Genomic DNA, 24,705 nt, shown 5'->3' with positions numbered 1-24,705 from the left:
TAAAATCTAATCACACAATGAATATCCAAATATCTTTCTATCTATTAAAATAAATAATCTTACTATATACTACTATCCAAAATAACAGTTTTAAATATAAATACTCTATATTTCAAATTCATAAAGTAATCTTCAATAATTTAAAAGTTTAAATAGATTTACTTTAAATTTCAGTTTTTCTCGCATGCATAATATTAAGTTCATATTTAATTTTTATTATAAATAATTAAATAAAACATGTATAGGACTCTGTAAAATATCTTTAATTTAACTCATGTTTATTTTCTTTTATGTATTTACTTTCCCAAAATTCAGCATTTTTTATATCTAATTCTATAGGATTAAAAGTTCTATCGCTCCTTTTTACTCCCATCTTTTTCTGCCTTTGATAATCGTAATATGCTTTTATAGCTGGTTTTTTTAGTGTAAATATACCAACTAAGTTTATATATGTTAATACACCTATACATATATCACCAAGTGCCCAACTTGTAAGTGGTTCTATAAAGCAACACATTGCTGCACATATTATAAGCATAAATCTACAGACATTAATTATGTGCTTTTCATGTTTTTCTGCCTTAATTCTAGTCACTAAGTAAGATACGTTGGTCTCCATCATGTATGAGAAGGCTAATAATGTTGTAAATGTAAATAGTAGTAAAACTATTGCTATAAAAATATCACCTAATTGAGGATGTAATGTATTTATTGCACTCTGTACATATTGTGGACCTGGTTCTACACCTGGTAATGTTGTGTAAACATCTGTAACATTATACATTCCTGTTATTATAATCATAATACCTGTAGCCATACATATTAATAGTGTGTCTACATAAACAGAAAAAGCTTGGACTAATCCTTGTTTGGCTGGATGACTCACTTCTGCTGCTGCTGCACCATAAGTTCCAGAACCTTCTCCCGCTTCATTTGAGTATATACCTCTTTTTACTCCCCAAGATATTGCTGAACCTAACATCCCTCCAAAAACCGAACCAAATCCAAATGCAGATTTAAACATTGTCATAATAGCTCCTGGAACTAGATTTATATTTGCTATGATTATTACCAATGTCATAATAAGATATGCTCCACCCATTATAGGTACTACTTTCTCAGCAAATAAACCAATTCTTTTAATTCCTCCAAAAATTATTATACCTAGTGCAATAGAAGATGTAACTGCTATTGTCATTTTTGAAAATCCAAATGCTTGATTCATTGCTAGATATAGAGTATTTGATTGTGTGCCAGGCATAAAAAATGTATAACTTATGATTGCAACCACTGAAAATAAAATTGAACATTTTTTCCAACCAAGACCTTTTTCAAAGTAATATGGAGGACCTCCTCTGTACTGTCCATCATGCTCATCTTTATATATCTGAGCTAAAGTAGATTCTACAAATGCAGTTGCCGACCCTAATGTAGCCATTATGCACATCCACACTAATGCTCCTGGTCCTCCCATTGCTATCGCTACAGCTACACCAGCTATATTTCCAGTTCCTATCCTTCCTGCCATAGATGTAGCAAAACCTTGGAAAGAAGATATTCCAACATGAGAGCTATCTCCTTCAAGCAAAAGAGTAAACATTTCTTTTACATCTTTTATTTGAAAAAATCTTAATTTCATTGAAAAATATAATCCTATACACAAACACATTGCAACTAATACAGGTGACCAAACAATTCCATTAATGGTGTTAACTAAATCGGTCACTTAACTCACCACCATTCATTTTATATTTATAGACAATAATTTAAATAGCTATGTTTCAACATTCTATATAATCTTCAACTAAATATATCTAAAAAATCTATCTTCTATTTATATTATTTTTAATCCAAAAACTATAAGTATCTATTTCTAAAACAAAGAATATTAATCGATATATAAACGTAAATTTATAAACTTTTTAACGATATGTATTTGACAAGTAATCAAACAATATAAATTGGAATACATGTAATGAAAAGCCTGAAACTGTTACTATATAAATAGTACCATATACAATTATTAATATATAATTGAATAGTATATAGTTAGATTTTAAATTTTCGTATTTATTATGAGGTGTAAAATTGAGTACAATTACCACCTATTTTTAAAATTCTTTTAATTTAAATTAAATAGGTTTATGTAAATATATAAATAGATGATAATTGCTACTCAATTCCAGACCTTTAGGGGTAACTTTATACTAAAACCTAGAAAACTTGATAACATTTTGGTGTGTTGCACTTTAAATTTTAAGTATTGCTATAAAACTTAATAATTTGGTATTTTTACAATATTTATGCTTCTAACTTACTTTCTCTTTTCTTCTTAACTTTTAATATATATAAACAAGATAGTATACCAATTATTAGAATTGCTATCTGGAATATAAATGTATATGTGTAACCTTTATTACCATAAGTATCTATCCAGTGTCCTATTAATGCAAATTGGAATACATCTGGTGAAAATCCTAAAGCTGCTGCTATACCTATAGTAGTTGCTGAATATTTAACTGGAACTTTTACTTCATCTTGAACTGCATAGTATATACCTTTTCCCATGTAACCTAATATGCCTACTACAAATGTCAAAGCTATAAATATAGTCATTGGAGTAGATGCAGGTAATACTAGGAATAAAACTATTACTGCTATACCAAATACATATATTGGTAGTAGTACTTTTGTAGGTGATTTTACTTTATCTGCACAATATCCTCCAAATGGTGCTCCAAACAATTTTAGACCATGTTGTCTTATTATTGCTAATGCCCCAGACAATGCCACAGAACCTCCAAGTACTGATGTTATATATGGTGTAAAATAAGACATTGTAACTGTGAATGAATATACACAGAATATGCTTATTCCTACTAGCCAAGTGTTTGGTGATTTTAGTACTGTCATAAAATCACCAGCAGACATTTTTTCACTTGCTTCTTCTTCTTTGTCTTCTCTGATATCTACATCTTTAATTACAAACCATAATACTGGACACATTACTATTGATAATATTCCTAAAGATATCATTACCCATCTCATACCCAATACAGGAGTTGAAAAGCATGTATAAATATATAAGAATATTGCTCCCATTACTACGCCAGAAACTCCAACCATAGCTTCATTGAATCCATAAACTTTACCTTGATTATCTTTTCCTATAACTCTAAGTATTTTTACCATAGAAGGATAGTTCATAACTAATGATGTGATTGCACAACCTACCCAAGTTGCAACTGCAAACGGATAGTTCATGTTAAATGCAAATGCAAATGATACTAATCCATTAAGAAATATAGAACCTAAAATTATCTTTCTATAATCAAATCTATCTGCTAACCAACCCCCTATAGGAGCTCCAAATATATTCCCTAATCCATAAATCGTAAGTAGAAAACCTAGTTGAGTATTTGTACACTCTAATGCTTTTAAGATTGGATCATATAATGTATATTGGATAAATGGTATAATATAAACTAATTCCCAAGATATTGCTATAATAACAAGTTGAAACATTAACTTTCCAAACTTTATACCGTTCCCTTTTTCTCCCATATTTAAGCCCTCACTTTTTATATTTATTCACAAGCATAATTGAGTTCTTTTTTTATAACTTCTGCAAGTATTTGAATTCCATTAACTATTTGTTCTTCTGACATAGTTGTATAGTTAAGTCTCATAGTGTTCTTTGGTCCATTATTTGCAAAGAATGACTCTCCAGAAACGTATGCAACTCCAGCATCAATAGCTTTGTCTAGTAAATCATCTACATTTATGTTTTCAGGAAGCTCAACCCATATAAACATTCCTCCATCTGGCTCTGTATATTTAGCTTCTTCTGGAAAATGTTTTTTCATAGCATCTAACATCAATAAACATCTTTTTTTGTACTCAGCTCTTATTTTTTCTATATGTTCATTTAAATTATATTTCTTTAAGAATTCTATTACTTGTACTTGAGAAAATTGATTTGATTGTAAATCTATACCTTGTTTTAAAAGTTCTGCTTTATCTATGATGTCTACATTACCACACATCCAAGCAACTCTAAACCCTGGACATAATACTTTTGAAAATGAACCTAAGTATAATACTTTATCTTTAGTATCAAGAGATTTAAGTGTAGGTAGAGGCTCTGGTGTAAATCTTATTTCTCCATAAGGATTATCTTCTATTACTATGACATCATACTTATTCACGACTTCCATAAAATCTTTTCTTCTTTGTAAAGACCATGTTTTTCCTGTAGGATTTTGAAATGTTGGTATTACATAGATTACCTTTATGTTAGAATTTTCAGATAATAATTTATCCAAATCATCTGTTACCATTCCTTCATCATCAGTATCTACTCCTAAAAAATCACATTCATAAGGTCTAAATGCATTTATTGCACCTAAGTAACTTGGATTTTCTGTAACTACTATGTCTCCTTTTTCTAATAAAATCATAGCACTAAGAGATATACCTTGTTGTGAGCCAGTAGTTATTATGATATTTTCTGCTTTTGTATCAATATTTTCTTCTTCCTTCATTCTTTTTACTAATAACTCCAATAACTCATCTTCACCTTTAGTAGGTCCATATGCTAAAGCAAATTTGCCTCTTTCACTAAGTACTTTTTGAGTTACTTCACTTATCTCTTCTATTGGAAATAAGTTTGGGTCAGGAAGTCCTGCAGCAAAAGATATAACAGTACCACCACTTGCCACCTTCTGAGCTATTTTCTTTTGAGAAGCTCTTATAGCTGAAGCTTTTACCATATCCATTCTTTTTGCATATTTCATAATACTTTCTCCTCCTTAATAATAATTTCTTATTGTGACGCTAAGCATGCTAATGCTATTGAATTTATTTTAATTTCAGCTGTATCAGAACGTGAACCTAAAATTATTGGATTTGTTGCTCCTAAAACTATACCAGCCCACTTAGCTTGATTAAATCTAAGCCATGATTTTCCTAATATATTCCCTGCTTCTATATTTGGAAATACTAGCAAATCAACATCACCAGCTATATTACTTTTAATACCTTTATGTTCTGCTGCATGTGCATCAAATGCCACATCAAATGCTATCGGACCCTCTGCTATACATTTTGGTATTTCTCCTGATTTTTCCATTTCTACAAGTAGGTTTGCATCTACTGTAGATTGTATTTTATGATCTACCATTTCATTTGCAGTAAGTATAGCAGTTTTAGGATTTTCCATGCCTATACTCTTCATAGTAAGAAGTGCATTTATCATTATATCTTTTTTTTGATTTAAATTTGGTGATACATTTATACCACTATCAGTGCAATAAAGAAGTTTGTGATATTGAGGTAATTCATATACTGCAAGTAAACTCAATAATCTCCCTGTTCTAAGACCTGTTTCTTTATTTAATATAGCTCTCATATAGACACTCGTATTAACTAATCCCTTCATAAGAACTTTAGCCTCTTTATTCTTAACTATCTCTACAGCTTTTTTAACTGATTCATCAGGATTTTGACATCCTATTATTTCGTGACCTTTTAATCCAATTTCTTTTGATATATTTTCTATTTTATCCTTGTCTCCTACAAGAATTGGCTTTATAATATTTAAATCTGTTGCTGATTTTACAGCCTTTAATACTTCTTTATCTTCTGCAACAGCAACACTTACAATAACAGGTTCAAGCTTTTTAGCCTCTTCTAATAAATTATTAAAATCTTTTAACATACTCTCTCTCCTAAATATTAATAAGTTTTTGCTATTTCTTCTCCTTTAAGTACTCTAAGTGCTCCAAGAGCAAGTGCTTCCATTTCCATTTCTCCTGGAACTATTTCTACTGGTGCCAAATATGAAACTTTTTCTATTACTCCTTTAACTACCATTTCCGAATGTGATATCCCCCCAGTTAAAATAATTCTATCTACATTCCCTGAAAGTGAAGCTCCATACATAGATATTTCTTTTGCTATTTGATAAATAAATGCATCCATTATAAGTTTTGCCTTTTTATCACCATCATTAATTCTATTCTCAATTTCTATCATATCCTTAGTTCCTAAGTAATCGTACATTCCTCCAATTGAACTTACTTTTGCGACCATTTCATCATGAGTATATTTTCCAGAGTAACACAATTCTACAAGAGGATATGCAAGTAATCCACCACTTCTTTCTGGAGAAAATGGACCATCAGACCTTCCACCACTTCCATCAATCATTTTCCCTTGTTTATGTGCTACAATTGATATCCCTGAACCTAGATGGGCTACAATAAAGTTATAATCCTCGTATTTTCCACCTAGTTTTTGTGCAATTTTTCTTGAAACAGCTTTATGGTTTAATGCATGTAACCAACTAGCTTTTTCTATGTCTGAAATTCCTGTAATCCTTGATACATCATCAAACTCATCTACAGAAACTGGATCTACTACAAATGATTGTACTCCTATTTCATCTGCTATAGTCTTAGCCAATAATGCACCTAGATTAGAGGCATGTTCTCCATTTATCTCATTTCTCATATCCTCAATCATTTCTTCACTAACAGTATAAGTGCCGCCTTTTATAGCTTTCATAAGTCCACCACGTCCAACTACTGCATCAAAAGAATTTATACTATGATTCTCGCTACTTAAGATATCCACTATTAATTGTTTTCTATAGTCATATTCATCAAATACTTTAGAAAATTTTTTTAAATCCTCTCTTGTATGAGTTATATTTTTTTTCAAAACTTCATTTTCATCTTGGAAAACAGAAATCTTTGTAGATGTACCACCAGGATTTATTACTAAAACTTTCAATTTAACACCCCCAGTTTCACTATGTAGAACATCGTTCTGATATTTCGTTTTAAAAAGTTACGTCCTACTACTCAGAACGACGTTCTATATTTTATTAATTAAATACTAACATATAAAAATAAGTATTTCAATAATTATTTTAAATATTTAAAATATTCACTTATAATCATACCCAGCTTCAAATGCTTCTATGTTTTTGGCATTAAACTTGCCTTTTCCTTGATTTTCAAAGTATTCGCACATACCCTTTTCAAATTCTTCCTTTGTAAATAAATCTAAATTTTTTACCATAACACCTAACATACAAATATTAGCAGCTTTTTCATTACCTAAATTTTGTGCGATTTCAGTAACAGGTGCTTTTATAACATTTATATCTTCTCTATATTTTCTATCCTCACTTACTAGTGATTCATTGACAAACATATAACCATTTTCTTTCATTAAACTTTCATACTTATCTACTGATACACTATTCATTCCTAATAATATATCTGGATTTTTTACACAAGGATTTGCAATTTTCTCATCACTTACAACAACATTACAATTTGCACTTCCTCCTCTCATCTCATTTCCGTAAGATGGGAACCATGTAATTTTCTTATCTGCTTTATATGCAACATACATTATAATTTTTCCTGCTGTAAGAACTCCCTGTCCTCCAAAACCAGCACATATGATTTCATTTAACATATCATTTCCTCCCTAATCAATAAATTCTCCAAGTGGATACTTTGGAACAAGTTCATTTTCGATTCTCTTCATAGCATCTACTGGCTTTAACCCCCAGTTTGTTGGGCATGGTACAAGTACTTCTATTAAACAAAAACCTTTATTTTCTTTTTGTTTTTCTAGTGCTTTTTTGATGTATCTTTTTGTTGTATTTATTTCTTTAGGGTTAGTTATTGTTCCTCTTGCTAGATACGCTATATCTAAATTACCCATAACTTTTACAACATCAAATGTTGAACCATGATCTGCGTAATTTCTACCATTTGGAGTAGAAGCTGTATATTGACCTTCTATAGTAGTTGGAGCCATTTGACCACCTGTCATTGCAAACATATTATTGTTCATAACAAGGAATATAACATTATCATTTCTAGTAGCAGCTGACATAGTTTCCCCAAGCCCTATAGCATAAGCTCCACCATCTCCAGCTATTGTAAATATATATTTATCTGGTCTAACTCTTTTCATAGCTGCCATTGCTGCACCCATTTTACCATGTGGTGGAACGACAACATCTACATTCATACTAAATTGAAACATATGATTACAACCTATATCTGAACATATAATTGTATCTTGACATATATCCATTTCTGTTAATACTTCTCCAATAATTCTATCGACTATAGAGTGTCCACAGCCTCCACAGAACATATTTTCACACATCATTATTGCTGGTGCTTTCTTAGCCATAATTAAAATACCTCCTCTTGCTTAGCTTTTCCATCTATAATCTGTTGAGCAAAATCTATCAATTGATTTACTTCTGCCATATATTGAGCTGTTGCTACTGAATATACTGGGAATCTATTATCACATGCTATAATTACATCTTCCTTCATTTGTGCCATCATGTTCATTTCAACTGTTACAAGACCTTTTAGTGAATCATTCAATTTTTTAAATGCTTTTCTTGGGTAAGGCCACAATGTTTTTGGTCTTATTAATCCTAATTTTATTCCTTTTGCTCTAGCATCTCTAACTGCACCTTCTGCTATTCTTGATGAAATCCCATATGCTACAAATACTACATCAGCATCTTCTATCTCTATTTCTTCCCATCTTTGTTCATTTTCTTGAACTTTTCTCATTTTTTCTATATAGCCTTTTTGCCATGTATCTTGGTCTTCAAAATATGTTATATCAGTTATAACTTTATTTTTTTCTCCTACAGGAGTTCCTTTTGCTGCCCATGGAGCTTTATCTTTATCATACTCTTTCATTGGTGGGGCTATACAAGGCTCTACCATTTGACCTATTGTAGCATCAGAAAGTATAAGCACTGGATGCATATATTTCTCAGCTAACTCAAAAGACTCATATGCCATATCCATGTTTTCTTGAACACTATTAGGTGCCAATACAATTAAATGATAATCTCCATTTCCTCCACCTTTTACAGCTTGCCAATAGTTATCTTGACCTGCTCCTATAAATCCATCACCTATACCATATCTTTGTACACATGCTACAACTGCTGGCAAACCAGCTGATACCCAGTATGCGATGCCTTCTTGTTTTAATGAAAATCCTGGCCCAGATGAAGAAGTCATAGCTCTTGCTCCAAGTGCACTCGCTCCCATAACCATATTTACACTGGCTATTTCTGATTCACCTTGAATAAATACTCCTCCTACTTCTTTTTGTCTCCATGCCATCATTTCTAATATTTCTGATTGTGGTGTTATTGGATAACCTGCATAAAATCTACAGCCACCACGTATAGCACCTTCTGCTAAAGCTTCATTTCCCTTAATTAATAAACTCTGCATACTTTTTCTCCCCTCCAATAAAATATATTTTATAATATCTCAAATACTAAATCAGGACACATTGTATAACAAGCGCCACATTGAATGCATTTTTCTTCATCAACTTTGATAGTTACAAAGCCTTTTTTATTTGTGTAATCAGAAAGACTTATTGCATCTTTTTTACAAGCTTCAATACAAAGATAACACCCCTTACATCTTTCAACACTCAACTTGACTTTTTCCATTTCTTAAATCTCCCCTTTATGTAATATTTTTTACTTAATTTTAAATATATAATATTTATATTTTATATAGACATTATATATGCTTCAGCATTGTTCCATACTTTAGAACATCGTTCTATTTTGTATTGCTTAATTAAAAGATAACACATTCGCTTATATATTTCAACAACATTTTAAATTTTAAGAATATTTAATTTTTGATTAAATAAAAAGAGGTCACATTTAAACTGATATTCACAAATAACAATTTAAATATAACCTCTTTTTATTGTTTCGATTAAAAAATTATCTAAAAAGCTCAGATATACTTTTTGCAGTTTCCATAACTCTTTTAATTTTATACTCAAAATCTCCTTCTCTCATTCTTATAGTTGGACCAGATAAACTTATTGCTGCAATAGCTTTATTATCTTTATCTAAAATAGGTGCTCCAATACAAGTTAGCCCATGTTCTAATTCTTCATCATCTATGGCATATCCTTGTTCTTTTATTTTTGCTAAAAAAAGCATCATATCATCCCAATTATCAATTGTATGCTCTGTGTATTTGTGTATTGGTGTCTTTCTATATTTTTCAAAGTCTATAGAATCATTAAATGCCATAAGACATTTTCCAACTGCTGAACAATAACATTCGCTACTGGAGCCAACTGATGGATTTACTGAGAGTAGTTGATTTGAACCATATTCTTTATGTATTATTATACTTCTTGGAGAATCTTGAGCTCTTTCTTCTAATATAGATACATTAACCACTTCGTTAAATTCTTGATTTAATTTTTTCGTATATGGTTTTACTATTTCATTCAATGACATTTTTTCTCCCACAACCATACCTATTGCATATAAATTTATTCCTAGCCAATACTTACCATTCTCTGTGTTTTGTATAACAAAACCCTTGTTTTCAAGAGTGACTAAAGTTCTATGTACAGTACTTTTATATACTCCCATAGCTTTACTTATTTCAGTTATTCCCATTTCTCTCTTTTCATGATACAATAGCAAAATTATGTCTAGGGCTCTATCTAATGCATTTATTATTTCTCCCATATACAAATACTCCTCCTGCGAATATTAAGTGCTACTTCAACACTCTACTAAATATTATATATTAAAATTACAAAATTATCTATTTATCTTAATTATATTTTATAAAACAAAAATATTATACTTATTTTATAAAATAAAAACAAAATACTTGCTATGTCTTCCTTATTTTTTCTCTGAATGATATTGTACTGTTATATTTTCATCCTATCTAGATAATAATAATATATATCTCTATTATACAATAGATTCAGTTTTATACAAGACTAATAACGAGGTGTGACAATGGATAATTTTAAGAAAAGATTGTTAAATGAACTACCCAACTTTAAAGAATATTCTTTGAAGTTCTTAAATGAAGAGATAAATAAAATGCAATACAAAGGCTTTTCTGGTGGATATGGAGTTTATGCTCAAAGGGACAAAAAGTCTTTTATGATAAGGCTTAGAGTATCTGCTGGAGTTTTATCCAAATATCAACTTAATAAAATTTACGAAATGGCTGTTAAGAATGACTTAAATAAAATACACTTAACAACTAGACAAGCTATACAACTACATGATTTGTCTATAGACTCCATTGTTGATGTTATGGAACAAGGAATAAAAAACGACATCTTTACTAGAGGTGGTGGTGGTAATTATCCTAGAAATGTCGGATTATCTCCACTATCGGGAGTTGACCCTGATGAAGCCTTTGATGTTACTCCATATGCAGTTGCTACTGATAAATATTTTATCAAAAATGCTACTACATATAATTTACCTAGAAAATTAAAGGTTTCTTATTCTAGTTGCTATACAGATGCTGCTCATTGTAGCATACAAGATTTAGGATTTGTGGCTACTTTAAAAGATGGTAAACCATATTTTAGAGTTTTCTTAGGTGGAGGTTTAGGTAAACAACCTAAGGTCGCTTTAGAGCTTGGTGAACTTATAAAACCTACAGATGCACTATACTGTGTTGAAGGTATGATTAAGTTTTTTATGGCTTATGGTAATTATGAAAATAAAAATAAAGCTAGGGTTAGATATATGGTCGAAACACTTGGTGAGGAGTTATTTTTAGAGAAGTTTAAAGAATATTATAAAGTAGAAAAAGAAAAAGGTAACCTTGAACTCAATGTTGAAGAAATAGATTACTCAAAGCCTGGTGTTAAAATAGATGTTCAGGATTCTAGATTGATACCTCAAAAACAAGATGGTTTATACACTGTATATATACATCCTGTTGGGGGTATCTTATCGACAAAGGATTTAAGTATTTTACTTCAAGAATTAGACATTATTGAATCTCCTATGATTAGACTAGGAATGACAGAGGGATTATACATCTTAAATTTAAATGGAAATGAAGCAAAAAAAATATTGGAAATAAGTAAGACTATTAGTTGTAATTCTCAACTAGAACAAAGTATCTCCTGTATAGGTGTTCCAATATGTCAAATGGGTATACAAAACAGTCAGAAAATGTTACATGAAATCATAGATTACTTTAGATTGCAAAATAATGAAGAAATTTTAAATAAAGCTCCTAAATTATATATCTCAGGATGCTTAAATTCATGTGGTGTTCATCAAGTTGGTAGTATCGGTTTATGTGGTAAAAAGAAGAGTGTTGATGGTGTATCTACAGATGCATTTGAATTGTTTGTTGGAGGCAGTTTTGAGATAGGTAAAACTAAATTAGGAAAATCTATAGGTGATTTTAAAGCTAGTGATATTCCTGAAATGCTTTATAAAATATCTGAAGTTTCTTCAGGAGATTTTTATGAGTGGATAAATTCTAATAGTGATATTTTAAATAAAATAACTGATAAGTATAAGATATAATTTATTATGTTTGCTTATAAAAAATGAGATAGCTATAAGCTATCTCATTTTTTATAAGTAATTTAAGTTTTCTTATTTATAAACTATTTTAGATAAATCACAAATCTCTAACATAGTATCATATATTTGTTTAAGTAAACCAAGTCTATTATTCTTAATAGCTTCATCATTATCCATAACCATAACTGAATCAAATAAGTTATCAACTACTGGTCTTAAAGATGCAAATTCATCCAAAGCAACACCATATTTCTTATCTTTCAATAATTCCTTAACTTTTACTTTTACTTGTTTAAACTCATTGTAAAGTTTGATTTCTGCATCTTCTTTTAATAACATTTCGTCAACTTTATCACAATCTGATTTTTGAGCTAAAGTAGAAACTCTATTAAATGCAGTAAGCATTTCCACTAACTCATCTTTTTCTAACCAATTATTAAGCTCTAAAGCTCTCATATGCATATCAGAAACATCATTTATATCAGAACTTAATACAGCATCAACAACATCATATCTTATACCTAAATCTTTAAACAGATTTTTCACTCTCTCATTGAAGAAATTCATTATTTGTTCAACAACTTCTTCTTTATTAAAATCTAAATCAGAATAATTATCTAAAGCATGTTCAATAAGCACTTTTATATCTACAGCAACTTTTCTATCCATTAGTATACTAAGTATACCTAAAGCTTGTCTTCTTAAAGCATATGGGTCTTGAGAACCTGTTGGTTGTATCCCTATAGCAAAGAAACCTGCTATTGAATCCAACTTATCAGCTATTGATAATGCAACCCCAGCATTAGTTTTAGGAAGTATATCTCCTGCAAATCTTGGAAGATAATGTTCAAAAATAGCTTCGCTTACAACATCATTCTCTCCTCCAACTTTTGCATATTCTTTTCCCATAAAACCTTGTAATTCGTCAAATTCTCCTACCATTCCAGTAACTAAATCTGCCTTACATAACTTAGCAGCTCTTATAGCGTCTGTCTTTTCATCTACTAAACCTAAACTATCAAGTATATCAGCACTTAATTTTTCAAGTCTTAAAGTTTTATCATAAATAGTTCCTAGTTTTACTTGGAATACAACAGTTTTTAATTTTTCTATGTAGCTTTCTAAGTTTCTCTTAGTATCTTCTCTATAGAAAAATAAAGCATCTGCAAGTCTTGCTTCTAAAACCTTTTCGTTTCCAGCTTTAACATTATCTATTCTGTAAGAATCACCATTTCTAACAGCTATAAAGTTAGGTAACAGTTTTCCATCTTTAAGCACTGGGAAATATCTTTGATGTTGTTTCATAGGAGTTATAACAACTTCTTTTGGTAATTTTATATAATCTGTATCAAATTCTCCATAAAAAGCAGTTGGATACTCAACTAAGTAAGTTACTTCTTCAAGTAAATCTTCATCAAATTCAACTTCTCCACCTAAAGAATTTGCAACTTCTATACATTGTTTTCTTATAATTTCTTTTCTCTTATTTTGGTCTAAAACTATATAATTTTTTTCTAATTTTTCAAGATAGTCTTCTATAGAATTTACTTCTATTGTACTTTCTCCTAAGAATCTATGACCTTTTGTTATATTAGAAGATATTATTCCTTCTAAGTCAAACTCTAATACCTTGTCATTCAACAATGTAACTATCCATCTTATAGGTCTTGCAAATTTAAGATTTTTACCTCCCCAACGCATAGCTTTTGGGAATACTACAGATTTTATAGTCTCTGGTAATATATCTTTTAATACTTCTGAAGTCTCTTTTCCATCTTGTTTTATAGTTGCAAATATATATTCATCTTTACCAACTTGTTTAAAGTATATATCAGACTCACTTAATCCTTTGCTTTTTATAAATCCTAATGCTGGCTTTGTTAAATTATTTTCCGCATCAACAGCAATTTTTTTAGCAGGACCTTTTATTTCTTCTTCTAAGTCACTCTGTTTATCACTCAATCCTTCAACTACCAAAGTCAGTCTTCTTGGTGTACCATATGCACTTATTTTGTCAAAAGATATTCTATTTTCATCAAATAATTTGTTAAGATTGTTTTTTAATTGTTCTAGTGTGCTGCCTACAAATCTAGATGGCATTTCTTCAACACCGATTTCAAATAAAAGATAATTTTTCATTATTTGTCACCGTCCTTTAAAAGAGGGAATCCCATTTCTTCTCTTTGTTTTACAAAAGTTTCTGCAACAGTCTTTGCCATATTTCTAACTCTACCTATAAATGATGCTCTTTGACTAACACCTATTGCGCCTCTTGCATCCAATGTATTAAATGCATGAGAGCATTTTAATACATAATCATATGAAGGTATTACAAGTCCTTTTTCCATAAGTCTTAATGCTTCTTTTTCATATATATCAAACAGATTAAACAGCATATCTGCATCACATAATTCAAACGCATACATTGAGTTTTCATACTCAGCTTTATTAAATACTTCACCATAAGTTATTTTATCATTCCATTTTAAATCATAAACACTATCAACTTCTTGAATGTACATAGCTAATCTTTCTAATCCATATGTAATTTCTCCTGTCTCAAGCTCACATTCAATATTACCTACTTGTTGGAAATACGTAAATTGTGTTATTTCCATACCATCTAGCCAAACTTCCCATCCAAGTCCCCATGCACCAACTGTAGCAGCTTCCCAGTTGTCTTCAACAAATCTTATATCATGCTCACTTGGGTCAATTCCAATTTCTTTTAAACTTTCCAAATACAACTCTTGTATATTATCTGGAGATGGCTTTAATATAACTTGGAACTGGTGATGTTGATATAGCCTGTTTGGGTTTTCACCATATCTTCCATCTGCTGGTCTTCTTGAAGGTTCTACATAACATACTTGCCAAGGCTCAGGTCCTAGTGATCTTAAAAAAGTATTTGGATTCATAGTTCCTGCACCTTTTTCAATATCATAAGGTTGCATCATGATACAACCTTGCTTTGACCAGTATTTTTGCAACGCTAGTATCATCTCTTGAAAATTCATAAAAATCCCTCCTATAACAATAAAGCCTCTCGTCTACACGAAAGGCTATTTTAATAGTTCTTCTACAACTTTTAGAATATCAAATTCTATAAAATTTGTCAATGTTAGTGATAATTCTTATAATTATCTTCTCTTCATTTTTTAAAAGTCACTTTATATCTATTTATTTTCGTCTTCGTCTTCTTTATTCTTTTCAAATTCTTCTTTCATAAGGTCAGCAGTTACATCTTTATCATCTTCTTTTTTGTCAACTACTACATCCTTAACATCTTTAGCAGCATTAGTTATCATATTCTTCAAAACATGAAGTTTTTCTTCATTCAACTCACCTAAGTCTACGATTTCTCCATCTTCTTCATTTTGAACTTTTATACGATATTTACTTATAACAGCAGCTGATAAGCCTACTAAAGTAGCTAATGGAACAAAAGCTAATCCAACAACTCCAACTGTTAAAGGAATGTTCATCATAGTTTTTCCATCTTTCTCAACTATTACTCTTACTACACTACTTTTTCTAAGAAGCTCTTTTAGTTGAAGTTTTATATTTTCTCCATCTTTACCAAACACTTCTTCCATAGTTTCTTTAGCAGATTTTGCTTTACAATTACAAGTATTTTTTTTATTTTCTAAATATATTACTGCCTCAATTACGTCTCCATTGCATACTACTAATGCTTCTTTTGCTTCTGCATAAGTTGCTCCTGGAACTCTTTCAAAGACTGAATCAACCATTTCAATAGTTATATTACTACTCATCATTATCCACTCCCTTATTGTTTTTTACACTTTGTAATACGTGTAATGATTTAAAATTAATATTATCAACATAAACTTTCAAATACTTGTCTAGAATATTTTCAAGCTCATGTGTTATATATTTTGATACTTTAGCTTTACTACATGTTAAAATATCATTCTTTAATACATATTCCATAAGACTTATAGTTGTTAAGTCTAATTTTATGTTATTATCAAAAAGTTTACTACACTTACTACATAGTATACCACCTTCATAGATATTAAACACAGAATTTTGTAAAATTTTACATTCACAATTAATGCATTTATTTACTATAGGTTTAAATCCTATATAGTCTAAAAATTTCAACTCGAATGCTGCTGTTATAAACCTATTATCTGTATTCTCCTGTGTATACAAGTACAATGTCTGTGCAAGTAATATAAATAGCCTATTATTAGTCTGATTTTCAAGTATAGAATTCTCAACTAATTTTGTAATATATGTAGCATAAGAAAATGCTTCTATATCATAGGATATATTATAAAAACTTTTTATTATTTCACTTTGAGTAACCTTGTACATATTACCTTGTTTTTTTAAGGTAAAATTGCTATAAGAAAATAACTGTGATGATGAAAGTAAAGAGCTCTTATTTTTTTTAGCTCCTTTTGCTATTGCAGATACTTTTCCAAGCTTTCTTGTAAATAGTGTAAGTATTACGTCACTTTCCTTGTACCTTATAGCTTTAAGTACTATCCCCTGGGTGTTCAGGATTATCATCGTCTTCTTTTTTCTCCCTTACTTCTTCAATTTCTTCATGTATGTTTTTGCAATCACAGAAATATAGATATGCATCTATACTACCTGTTTTTTTAAAAACTTCCCAACTTATATTGTTCATTTTTAAAAAACCCCCTTCTTACATTTATACTTATATTTTTAGTAAGAAGAGGATAAATCATACATAAAGTTATTAAACAATTTTTGACAATAATGCCGTTGTTATTATAAAGTAAACTGCTATACCAGTTATATCAAGAGCTGTAGATATAATTGGTGATGAAACTGTAGATGGGTCTGCATCCATTTTTTTTAATAGAACAGGCATAAATGCACCTATTGTTGCACCTAAAACCATATTTATAAATAATGATATTGAAACAATTAGTACAATGTCTAATTTTCTCATAACAAAGTAAATCACAATACCAGTTATTATACTACATAAAAGACCTGTAATAATTCCTACAATACCTTCTCTTACCACATTACTAAAATTTAAATCTTTATTAGATAGTGTTATTACTGTAACAGATGATGATTGAGTTCCAATATTTCCACCCATACCTATTACTACAGGTATAAAGAACACTAATGGAGCATATACAGGATTCATTATATAATCTAAGTTAGAAAGTATTAAGGAAGCTAATAATCCTCCTATTAATGTAATAATTAACCAAGGTAATCTTCCTCTAAGTGCTGATATTGTTTGCTCTTTCAATGTAGGATTTTCTTTTTCAGCAACTTCTCTTTCATGTTCTGAACTTCCTGCAAATTTATACATATCTTCTGTTGCTTCTTCTTCCATTACATCGATTATATCATCTACTGTTATTATTCCTTTTAATTTTTCTTGTCTATCAACTACTGGAATTGCTATTAAGTTGTATTTAGATACTAATCTTACTGCTTCTTCTCTATCTTCATCTACATAAACAGAGATTATATTTTCACTCATTAATTCTTCTACTATATTTGCATCTCTTGCTATTATTAATTCTCTTAATGATAATACTCCAACTAGTTTTTCTTCATCATCAACCACATATATATAATAAATAGTTTCAGCTTCTTCAGCTTCTTCCCTCATATGGTCTATAGCTTCAAGAGCTGTCATGTCTTTATTTATAGATATATATCCAGTCGTCATTGTTCCACCAGCAGAATCTTCATCATAGAATAACAGTTCTTTTACATACTCAGCATTTTCTTGATTCAAAAGATTTATTATATGTTCTCTCTCTTCTTCTTCAAGCTCACTTAATTTATCTGCCATATCTCCAAGAGACATAAGTTCAAGTATATTTTTTGAGTGTTCTACATCAAGCTTAGATAAAATACTAACAAAAAACTCTACACTACCTTCTTCTAATATAGAAGATGCCATATCTAAAGGAAGTACTTCAAATAATTGAATTTTCATGTCTTCCTCTAAATTTTCCATTATATCGAATATATCAATTATATGATATTCCTCTATTAATTCTCTTAACTCCAATACTTTATTATTAGCAATTAATGATTTTACTTCATATAATAAATCTTGGGAAGCATCCAGTTTCCTATCCATATAACCCACCTTTATTTATCATTATATCCAAAATTATTTATATAATTTTGTAAATTTCTCCAATTTTCTTTAACCTTAACCCATAATTGAAGATTTATTTGTGACCCTAAAAGTAATTCTATATCTTGTCTTGCTGATTTTCCTATTCCTTTTAGTTTCCTACCATTCTTTCCTATTATTATTCCTTTATGTGAATCTCTTTCACAATATATCACAGCAGATACATCCACTATCTCTTTATCATTTCTTGCTTTCATTTTTTCAATTTCAACAGCTACACCATGAGGTATCTCATCATTAAGATAGTGAAGAACTTTTTCTCTTATAAGTTCTGCTATTAATACTCTCTCTGGTTGGTCTGTAATCATATAATCTGGAAAATACTTTGGACCTTCTTCTAAATAATTTTGTATAACTTTTATTAAGGTATTCGTGTTTTTTCCTTTTAATGCTGATATTGGTACTATTTCTTTAAAAATACCTTCATTATCATACATTTTGATTATATCAAATAACTCATCTTTTTGGTCTAGTTGATCTATTTTATTTACAACTAGAATTATTGGTGTTTTAACACTTCTTAAGTCCTCCATTATCTTTCTATCTCCAGGACCTATTTTTTTAGAATCATCAACTACAAATAATATTAAATCTACATTTTTGAAGGCATCTGTTGCTGCTTTCACCATAAATTCACCTAACTTATTTTTTGGTTTGTGAATGCCTGGTGTATCTAAAAATACTATCTGCATCTCTTCATCTGTATATACTGCTTGTATTGTATTTCTTGTAGTTTGAGGCTTATCACTCATTATAGCTATTTTTTCTCCAACTACATTATTCATTAAAGTAGATTTCCCTACATTTGGTCTCCCTACTATACTGACAAAACCTGATTTGAACATTAACTGTCTCCTAACTTTATTTATCTTCTTGTTTTAATTATTTATATTTTTTAAATCTATTTTAAATCATTTCCAGAGAAATAGTTTGGCAACAAATCCTTTATATCTTGCTCAAAAACCTCTCCTTTAGTATATCCTGTTATTATTTTTATATCAGAACCAAACTCTATAATTACCTGTCTGCATATTCCACAAGGATATGTTTGCTCATTATTTTCTGAGTTGTCACTTGCTATAGCTATTTTATATATATCTTTGTCTCCTTCTGATATTGCTTTAAAAATAGCTGTTCTTTCTGCGCAATTTGTTCCACCTAATGATGCACATTCAATATTACACCCAGTATAAACTTTACCACTCTTAGTTAAAAGAGCTGCACCTACTCTAAAACCAGAGTAAGGAGCATAAGAATGTTGCCTGGCATTTTCTGCCAACTTTAACAATTCTATGTTATCCACAACATCTCCTCCTGTATACAATAATTAAAAGTTATTTTTATTTAATACTCTACATTATATCATAAAAATTTAATTAGCACAGATTTGTTTTATTTTAAACATTTTATGTACATTTATTTTAATTGTAGAACATTCCAAGCTGAAACACTAGTATAGCTATTAATACACCTAACAAAGCTCCAGCTATAGTTTCCCAAAATGTATGTATTTTTCCTTCAATCCTACTTTGGGCAACTAATACAGCCATTATATATGCAAGAGTAGACGCAACTACTCTTTCAGTCATAAGTGTAATTGCAGTTGCTATAGCAAATGCTAATGCAGCATGACCACTTGGCATACCTCCTTTTAGAGGTGTTCCTGTAGAAGTCAATGCTTTTACAACCACTACAGCTATAAGAACCAATAATATACATATCAAGGTTATATGTAATTCTGATTCTCTTATCTTATAAATTAATATCCCAGATATATCTGTCAATTTATCATAAAATAAAATATATCCAACCACTACTGAATTTAGTGCTGCCACTAGAACACCACCTGCTGCAACATCTTTTGCTATCTTAGCAAGTACATGGTATTCATCAGTCACTAAATCAACAGCCTTTTCTATAGCTGTATTAAACATCTCAGCAACTACAACTAAACATATAGACATTAATAACATTATCATTTCTAATTTTGAGAAGTTAAAAAACAAACTTATTATAAGCACAGCAACTGAGCCTAAATAGTGTATTTTCATATTTCTTTCAAATTTAAATGTATACAATATCCCTTCTATAGCTGCATTAAAAGCTTTAATTATACCTTGACGAGTTTTTCCTGGTTTCATAAAAACTACTCCCTTGTTATGTTTAACTTATTCAATATATGTTCTTCTTTTTCTCTCATTTCCTTTGTATTCTCATCTGTATCATGGTCATAACCTAAAAGATGAAACATACTATGACATATTAAAAAACACACTTCTCTTTCAAAACTATGGTTATACTCTATACTCTGTTCTAAAGCTCTTTCAAGAGACACTACTATATCACCTAGAGATTCTTCTTCTAACTCAACATCCTCAAAATCATCACTTAAAAGAGGAAATGATAAAACATCAGTTGCTCTATCAACACCTCTATATTCTCTATTTAACTCATGAATCTCTTTATTATCTACAAAAGAAAGACTCACCTCATAATTATCATCATATCCTTCATAATCCAAACATTCTATGATTATATCCTTTATCTTTTCAATTAGCTCTTCATTTACTTCTAATTTATCTTGTCTATCATCTAATATCAAATCCATTAATTACACCTACTTTTTATTCATTAATAATGCTATACATCTATATTACTACACTTTTACTTTCTTTTGAAAGTATTTTCCTGTATTTTCATTTTTTTACGTTCTTCTTTTTTAAATTCTTCTCTTTTATCATGTTTCTCATAAGCTCTTATTATCCTCTGTACTAACTCATGTCTTACAACATCTCTATCTGTTAACATTATAGACCCAATCCCTGGAACTCCTTTAAGAATCTCTGTAGCTTGTATTAGACCACTTTTCTTATTTTGTGGTAAATCTGTTTGTGTTATATCACCTGTAACTACAGCCTTAGAGCCAAATCCTAATCTAGTTAAAAACATTTTCATTTGCTCTGAAGTAGTATTTTGAGCTTCATCCAATATTATAAAAGAATTATCAAGTGTTCTACCTCTCATAAAAGCAAGTGGTGCAACTTCAATAGTGCCTCTTTCCAAATATTTATTAAATTTATCAGCACCTAACATTTCAAATAATGCATCATATAATGGTCTTAAATATGGGTCAACTTTATCCTTTAAATCCCCTGGTAAAAAACCTAGACTCTCCCCAGCTTCCACAGCTGGTCTTGTAAGTATAATTCTACTAACCTCATCTCTTTTAAAGGCTTTTACTGCCATAGCTACTGCAAGGTAAGTCTTTCCTGTTCCAGCAGGTCCAACGCCAAAAGTTATATCATTATTTTCTATAAGCTTTATATATTCTTTTTGACCTAGTGTTTTAGGTTGAACAGCTTTCCCTCTTTGTGTTATAACAATGGTTCCCTCAAGTTCTTTTATTTTTTGTTCACTACCTTCAAGTAAAAGGGATAACGAATAAGAAATACTCTGTTTATCTAAATGTTTACCATTTGATACAGTTTGATGCAATTCATTCATAAGCTTTAGTGCAGAATCTACATTTTTTTCTTCTCCAATTAAAATTATATTGCCTTCTCTAAGTATCACATCTATATTTAAAGTTTTCTCTATTAATTTTACATTTTCATCAAAATTTCCAAATAATTCTCTTTCAAAATTTCCATCTGCTATTGTAAATTTTTTTTGTATTATCAATTGAATTGTTCCTCCTCAAGTTTTAAGTTTAATTTTATTAGTTATTGTTACTATTATTATTTTGACTGTTGTTACTATTTTGATTACTATTATTTTCATTAGAGTTATTTTTATTATTATCTTTAGTATCCTCATCAAAGTCATTTCTTATATCATTTAATGGTCTTTTTTCTGGATTAGAAGGAACTTCCTCTTCTCCTTCTTTTGGTTTACTTTCTTCCTTTATAAATCTTTCTGCTTCTGATTTACTAAGAGGATAAATTTTAGCAATATTTTCACTAGTTTGAACTGTTATTAAATATTCTAACATGTTTTTATTAACCTTAAAGTTATGTTTTACATCTATTATTCTAGCCGAAGCTGGGATTATGTATTCTAACTCTTTTAAAGCTTTTTCAGATAATTCTTTTTTCAACTCTTCTTTATTTCTTTTTACCTCAACTTTTTTTGTTTCATAGAAGGTACTCGTCTTTATCTTTATTGGAAAAGTATAATCTCCTATTGCTAATTTTTTTTCTTTATTTTCAACAACATAATTTTTATATTTTATATTTTTCCTCATTGTAAATTCTTTATCATAAAAGCTTATTGTGTATATGTTTTTCTTTTCTCCTGTCTTTTTATTTACAGTGTCCACATAACTTGCCTTCTTGGCAGATTCATAAAAAGTACTTGCCCATACTTCTGGTATTGATTTTGTATTAGCTCCATTTAGCAATACATCTCCCTTTTGTACTATATCTCCAGATTTAATAACGGATTTACCACTTCTAGGGATTACCTTTTCTATTATACCATTTTTTAAAGCAATTACATTACAATAATTTGATTGGTCTGTAGATTTTAGGGATTCTGCTTTTTTCGTAACAGTAACAAATATATTTGTTCCTTTTACATTAATAGATAAATATGCCACATCATTAAATTTCGACATCATATGGTCTCTAACTTCTTTTCTATCAATACTCTTCTTATAAACCCCTGGCCTTACTCCAACCTTGTAAAGCTCACTTCTGAGAGCTTCTTTTTTTATACCTTCAGGAGATTGTATATATACATCTGTCACAAACTGCGATGTCGACATCAATAAAAATAAAGAGAGAATAGCACAAATCCACATACCTTTGTGCTTATAAATTCTTTTAATAATAAAAGGAACCCCTGTTTTTTGTTTTACCTTTATCTCAAACTTACTGCCTCTATAAATATTCTTAAATTCTTTTATATCTTGTCTATCTATATGAAACTCAATTTTAGTATTTTTTATTCTAGTTACATTGTAAACACTTATCCCATTTCTTATAAGATGATTTAAAAATTGTTCAAGTCCTACTCCTTCCACAACTATAACATAGTATCCCCTTATAAAGCTTATCAAGTGTATCTCCTCCTAATCAACATACTCCATATTGTAGATAATTCCTTTTATACCTATCTCACTATCAGTAATATACTTAAGCGAAAGTTTATCACCAGATATTTTAATCGTTTTAACTTTGGTCTTTATTCTTATTAAATCAACTTCATACTCAAGTATTGATAGATAATTTTCTATACTAATAAACGTATTACCTGTAACAGTAACAACTGGTTGATTTACCTGTAAATCAGTGGATATTTCTAACATAAGCATTACCCCCTTAATTAATTTTATGCTTGAAATAGGTATTTATGCACTTTATTGATGTTATAACAGATTAGTTCTAAAATTTTTATACAATAAATACCCTAATAATTAATATATTATTTAAACAATAAAAAGGTAATCATATTGATAAAAAATCAACATGATTACCTTTTTATTTTTCTTATATAGAATCTACAATGTATACAATTTTTTTATTAGTCTTGTTCTATTAAACCATATCCACCAGCTTTACGCTTATACACTATGTTTATTTCAAAATTATCTTGATTTCTAAACATATAGAAATTGTGTCCTACCAATTCCATTTGAAGTATTGCCTCTTCTGAACTCATAGGTTTTACATTAAATTTCTTTCTTCTTTCTATAACTATATTTTCATCTTCTTCATCATCATAATCATAATCATTAAATTCACTGCTGTTATCTATAAAGTCAACATTTTCAAATCTTATGCTCTTATTATTTTGACCTTTGTCTTTAACTTTAGTTTTATACTTGACAACTTGTCTACTTAATTTGTCACAAACAATGTCAATTGCTGCATATAAATCATCTTCTACATCTTCTGCTCTTATTATTTGCCCACTAATAGGAATTATTGTGACCTCAACTTTTTGTCTATCCTTTTTCGCACTTACTGTTACTTTCACTTCTGATTCAGGATCAAGGTATTTTTCTAACCTACTTAATTTTCCATCTACGTATCCTTTTATTCCGTCAGTTAATTTCATTTGTCTCCCAGATACTATTATTTGCATAAAAACCTCTCCCTTCAAGCCTTTCCAATTC

At 29.6% G+C, this 24,705-nt stretch carries 25 protein-coding genes; 1 reads left to right on the top strand and 24 read right to left on the bottom strand.

All coding sequences use genetic code 11. From position 1 onward, the window contains the following. Positions 1–262: 262 nt before the first annotated feature. The 10 genes from KGF38_RS11575 to KGF38_RS11530 form a co-directional block, all read right to left on the bottom strand. Positions 263–1,726 carry an alanine/glycine:cation symporter family protein gene (locus KGF38_RS11575; protein WP_054271034.1) on the bottom strand — a complete coding sequence of 488 codons (1,464 nt, stop codon included), beginning with the start codon at positions 1,724–1,726 and terminating at the stop codon, positions 263–265. A gap of 575 nt (positions 1,727–2,301) precedes the next feature. Beyond that, positions 2,302–3,564, bottom strand: a complete 1,263-nt coding sequence (locus tag KGF38_RS11570; protein WP_054271035.1) for an MFS transporter — start codon at positions 3,562–3,564, stop codon at positions 2,302–2,304. Positions 3,565–3,587: 23 nt separating this feature from the next. Continuing rightward, positions 3,588–4,796, bottom strand: coding sequence for a PLP-dependent aminotransferase family protein (locus KGF38_RS11565; protein WP_054277173.1), 1,209 nt, complete (start codon positions 4,794–4,796; stop codon positions 3,588–3,590). Between the two features lie 29 nt (positions 4,797–4,825). Beyond that, on the bottom strand, positions 4,826–5,719 hold the full coding sequence (locus KGF38_RS11560; RefSeq protein ID WP_054271037.1) for a bifunctional enoyl-CoA hydratase/phosphate acetyltransferase: 894 nt from the start codon (positions 5,717–5,719) through the stop codon (positions 4,826–4,828). Between the two features lie 17 nt (positions 5,720–5,736). Then, positions 5,737–6,795 carry a butyrate kinase gene (gene buk / locus KGF38_RS11555; protein ID WP_227832382.1) on the bottom strand — a complete coding sequence of 353 codons (1,059 nt, stop codon included), beginning with the start codon at positions 6,793–6,795 and terminating at the stop codon, positions 5,737–5,739. A gap of 156 nt (positions 6,796–6,951) precedes the next feature. Next, a complete protein-coding gene (locus tag KGF38_RS11550; RefSeq protein ID WP_227832380.1) occupies positions 6,952–7,491 on the bottom strand; it encodes a 2-oxoacid:acceptor oxidoreductase family protein in 540 nt (179 codons plus the stop codon). A gap of 12 nt (positions 7,492–7,503) precedes the next feature. Then, positions 7,504–8,223, bottom strand: a complete 720-nt coding sequence (locus KGF38_RS11545) for a thiamine pyrophosphate-dependent enzyme (protein WP_054271040.1) — start codon at positions 8,221–8,223, stop codon at positions 7,504–7,506. A 2-nt stretch (positions 8,224–8,225) separates the two neighbouring features. Next, the gene (gene vorB / locus KGF38_RS11540) at positions 8,226–9,302 is read right to left on the bottom strand and encodes a 3-methyl-2-oxobutanoate dehydrogenase subunit VorB (protein WP_054271041.1); all 1,077 of its coding nucleotides are present in this window, start codon (positions 9,300–9,302) and stop codon (positions 8,226–8,228) included. Positions 9,303–9,331: 29 nt separating this feature from the next. After that, entirely contained in the window at positions 9,332–9,529 is a 198-nt protein-coding gene (locus tag KGF38_RS11535; RefSeq protein ID WP_003416663.1) for a 4Fe-4S binding protein, read from the bottom strand. 285 nt (positions 9,530–9,814) lie between these two features. Further along, on the bottom strand, positions 9,815–10,582 hold the full coding sequence (locus tag KGF38_RS11530; RefSeq protein ID WP_054271042.1) for an IclR family transcriptional regulator: 768 nt from the start codon (positions 10,580–10,582) through the stop codon (positions 9,815–9,817). Positions 10,583–10,864: 282 nt separating this feature from the next. Here KGF38_RS11530 and KGF38_RS11525 point away from each other — a divergent pair, with 282 nt between their 5' ends. Next, positions 10,865–12,412 (top strand): nitrite/sulfite reductase, encoded by a 1,548-nt coding sequence (locus tag KGF38_RS11525; RefSeq protein WP_227832378.1) that lies wholly within the window; start codon positions 10,865–10,867, stop codon positions 12,410–12,412. A gap of 72 nt (positions 12,413–12,484) precedes the next feature. Here KGF38_RS11525 and glyS read toward each other — a convergent pair whose 3' ends face one another. From glyS to hpf, 14 genes are all read right to left on the bottom strand, one after another. Beyond that, positions 12,485–14,551: a glycine--tRNA ligase subunit beta gene (gene glyS, locus KGF38_RS11520; protein WP_054271044.1), complete on the bottom strand. Its 2,067-nt coding sequence runs from the start codon at positions 14,549–14,551 to the stop codon at positions 12,485–12,487. Next, positions 14,551–15,429, bottom strand: a complete 879-nt coding sequence (gene glyQ / locus KGF38_RS11515; RefSeq protein ID WP_021385338.1) for a glycine--tRNA ligase subunit alpha — start codon at positions 15,427–15,429, stop codon at positions 14,551–14,553. The genes glyS and glyQ overlap by 1 nt, the downstream gene beginning before the upstream one ends. Positions 15,430–15,588: 159 nt before the next feature. Then, positions 15,589–16,188: a DUF4342 domain-containing protein gene (locus KGF38_RS11510; protein ID WP_021385335.1), complete on the bottom strand. Its 600-nt coding sequence runs from the start codon at positions 16,186–16,188 to the stop codon at positions 15,589–15,591. After that, complete coding sequence (recO, locus tag KGF38_RS11505; protein ID WP_054271045.1) at positions 16,181–16,954, bottom strand: DNA repair protein RecO; 774 nt, start codon at positions 16,952–16,954, stop codon at positions 16,181–16,183. The genes KGF38_RS11510 and recO overlap by 8 nt, the downstream gene beginning before the upstream one ends. Continuing rightward, the gene (locus KGF38_RS11500) at positions 16,920–17,075 is read right to left on the bottom strand and encodes a YqzL family protein (RefSeq protein WP_003416649.1); all 156 of its coding nucleotides are present in this window, start codon (positions 17,073–17,075) and stop codon (positions 16,920–16,922) included. Before KGF38_RS11500 ends, recO begins: the two co-directional genes overlap by 35 nt. A 72-nt stretch (positions 17,076–17,147) precedes the next feature. Beyond that, positions 17,148–18,527 (bottom strand): magnesium transporter, encoded by a 1,380-nt coding sequence (mgtE, locus tag KGF38_RS11495; protein WP_054271046.1) that lies wholly within the window; start codon positions 18,525–18,527, stop codon positions 17,148–17,150. Between the two features lie 11 nt (positions 18,528–18,538). Further along, a complete protein-coding gene (gene era, locus KGF38_RS11490) occupies positions 18,539–19,432 on the bottom strand; it encodes a GTPase Era (protein ID WP_227832377.1) in 894 nt (297 codons plus the stop codon). 56 nt (positions 19,433–19,488) lie between these two features. Further along, positions 19,489–19,890 carry a cytidine deaminase gene (locus KGF38_RS11485; RefSeq protein ID WP_054271048.1) on the bottom strand — a complete coding sequence of 134 codons (402 nt, stop codon included), beginning with the start codon at positions 19,888–19,890 and terminating at the stop codon, positions 19,489–19,491. A gap of 118 nt (positions 19,891–20,008) precedes the next feature. Next, the gene (locus KGF38_RS11480) at positions 20,009–20,728 is read right to left on the bottom strand and encodes a diacylglycerol kinase (protein WP_021385290.1); all 720 of its coding nucleotides are present in this window, start codon (positions 20,726–20,728) and stop codon (positions 20,009–20,011) included. A 5-nt stretch (positions 20,729–20,733) separates the two neighbouring features. Beyond that, the gene (gene ybeY, locus KGF38_RS11475; RefSeq protein WP_021385287.1) at positions 20,734–21,195 is read right to left on the bottom strand and encodes an rRNA maturation RNase YbeY; all 462 of its coding nucleotides are present in this window, start codon (positions 21,193–21,195) and stop codon (positions 20,734–20,736) included. A gap of 56 nt (positions 21,196–21,251) precedes the next feature. Next, positions 21,252–22,268: a PhoH family protein gene (locus KGF38_RS11470; RefSeq protein WP_074178425.1), complete on the bottom strand. Its 1,017-nt coding sequence runs from the start codon at positions 22,266–22,268 to the stop codon at positions 21,252–21,254. Positions 22,269–22,305: 37 nt separating this feature from the next. Further along, complete coding sequence (gene yqfD, locus KGF38_RS11465) at positions 22,306–23,646, bottom strand: sporulation protein YqfD (RefSeq protein ID WP_054271050.1); 1,341 nt, start codon at positions 23,644–23,646, stop codon at positions 22,306–22,308. A gap of 12 nt (positions 23,647–23,658) precedes the next feature. Continuing rightward, positions 23,659–23,895, bottom strand: a complete 237-nt coding sequence (locus KGF38_RS11460) for a YabP/YqfC family sporulation protein (protein WP_021385288.1) — start codon at positions 23,893–23,895, stop codon at positions 23,659–23,661. Between the two features lie 215 nt (positions 23,896–24,110). Next, positions 24,111–24,674 (bottom strand): ribosome hibernation-promoting factor, HPF/YfiA family, encoded by a 564-nt coding sequence (hpf, locus tag KGF38_RS11455; RefSeq protein ID WP_054271051.1) that lies wholly within the window; start codon positions 24,672–24,674, stop codon positions 24,111–24,113. Positions 24,675–24,705: the final 31 nt, after the last annotated feature.

It is taken from the genome of Clostridioides sp. ZZV14-6387, from assembly GCF_020657835.1.
In the GTDB taxonomy this organism is placed as follows: domain Bacteria; phylum Bacillota; class Clostridia; order Peptostreptococcales; family Peptostreptococcaceae; genus Clostridioides; species Clostridioides difficile_A.
The sequence above is the reverse complement of the archived record's forward strand: the minus strand, read 5'-3'. Positions and strand labels throughout refer to the sequence as shown.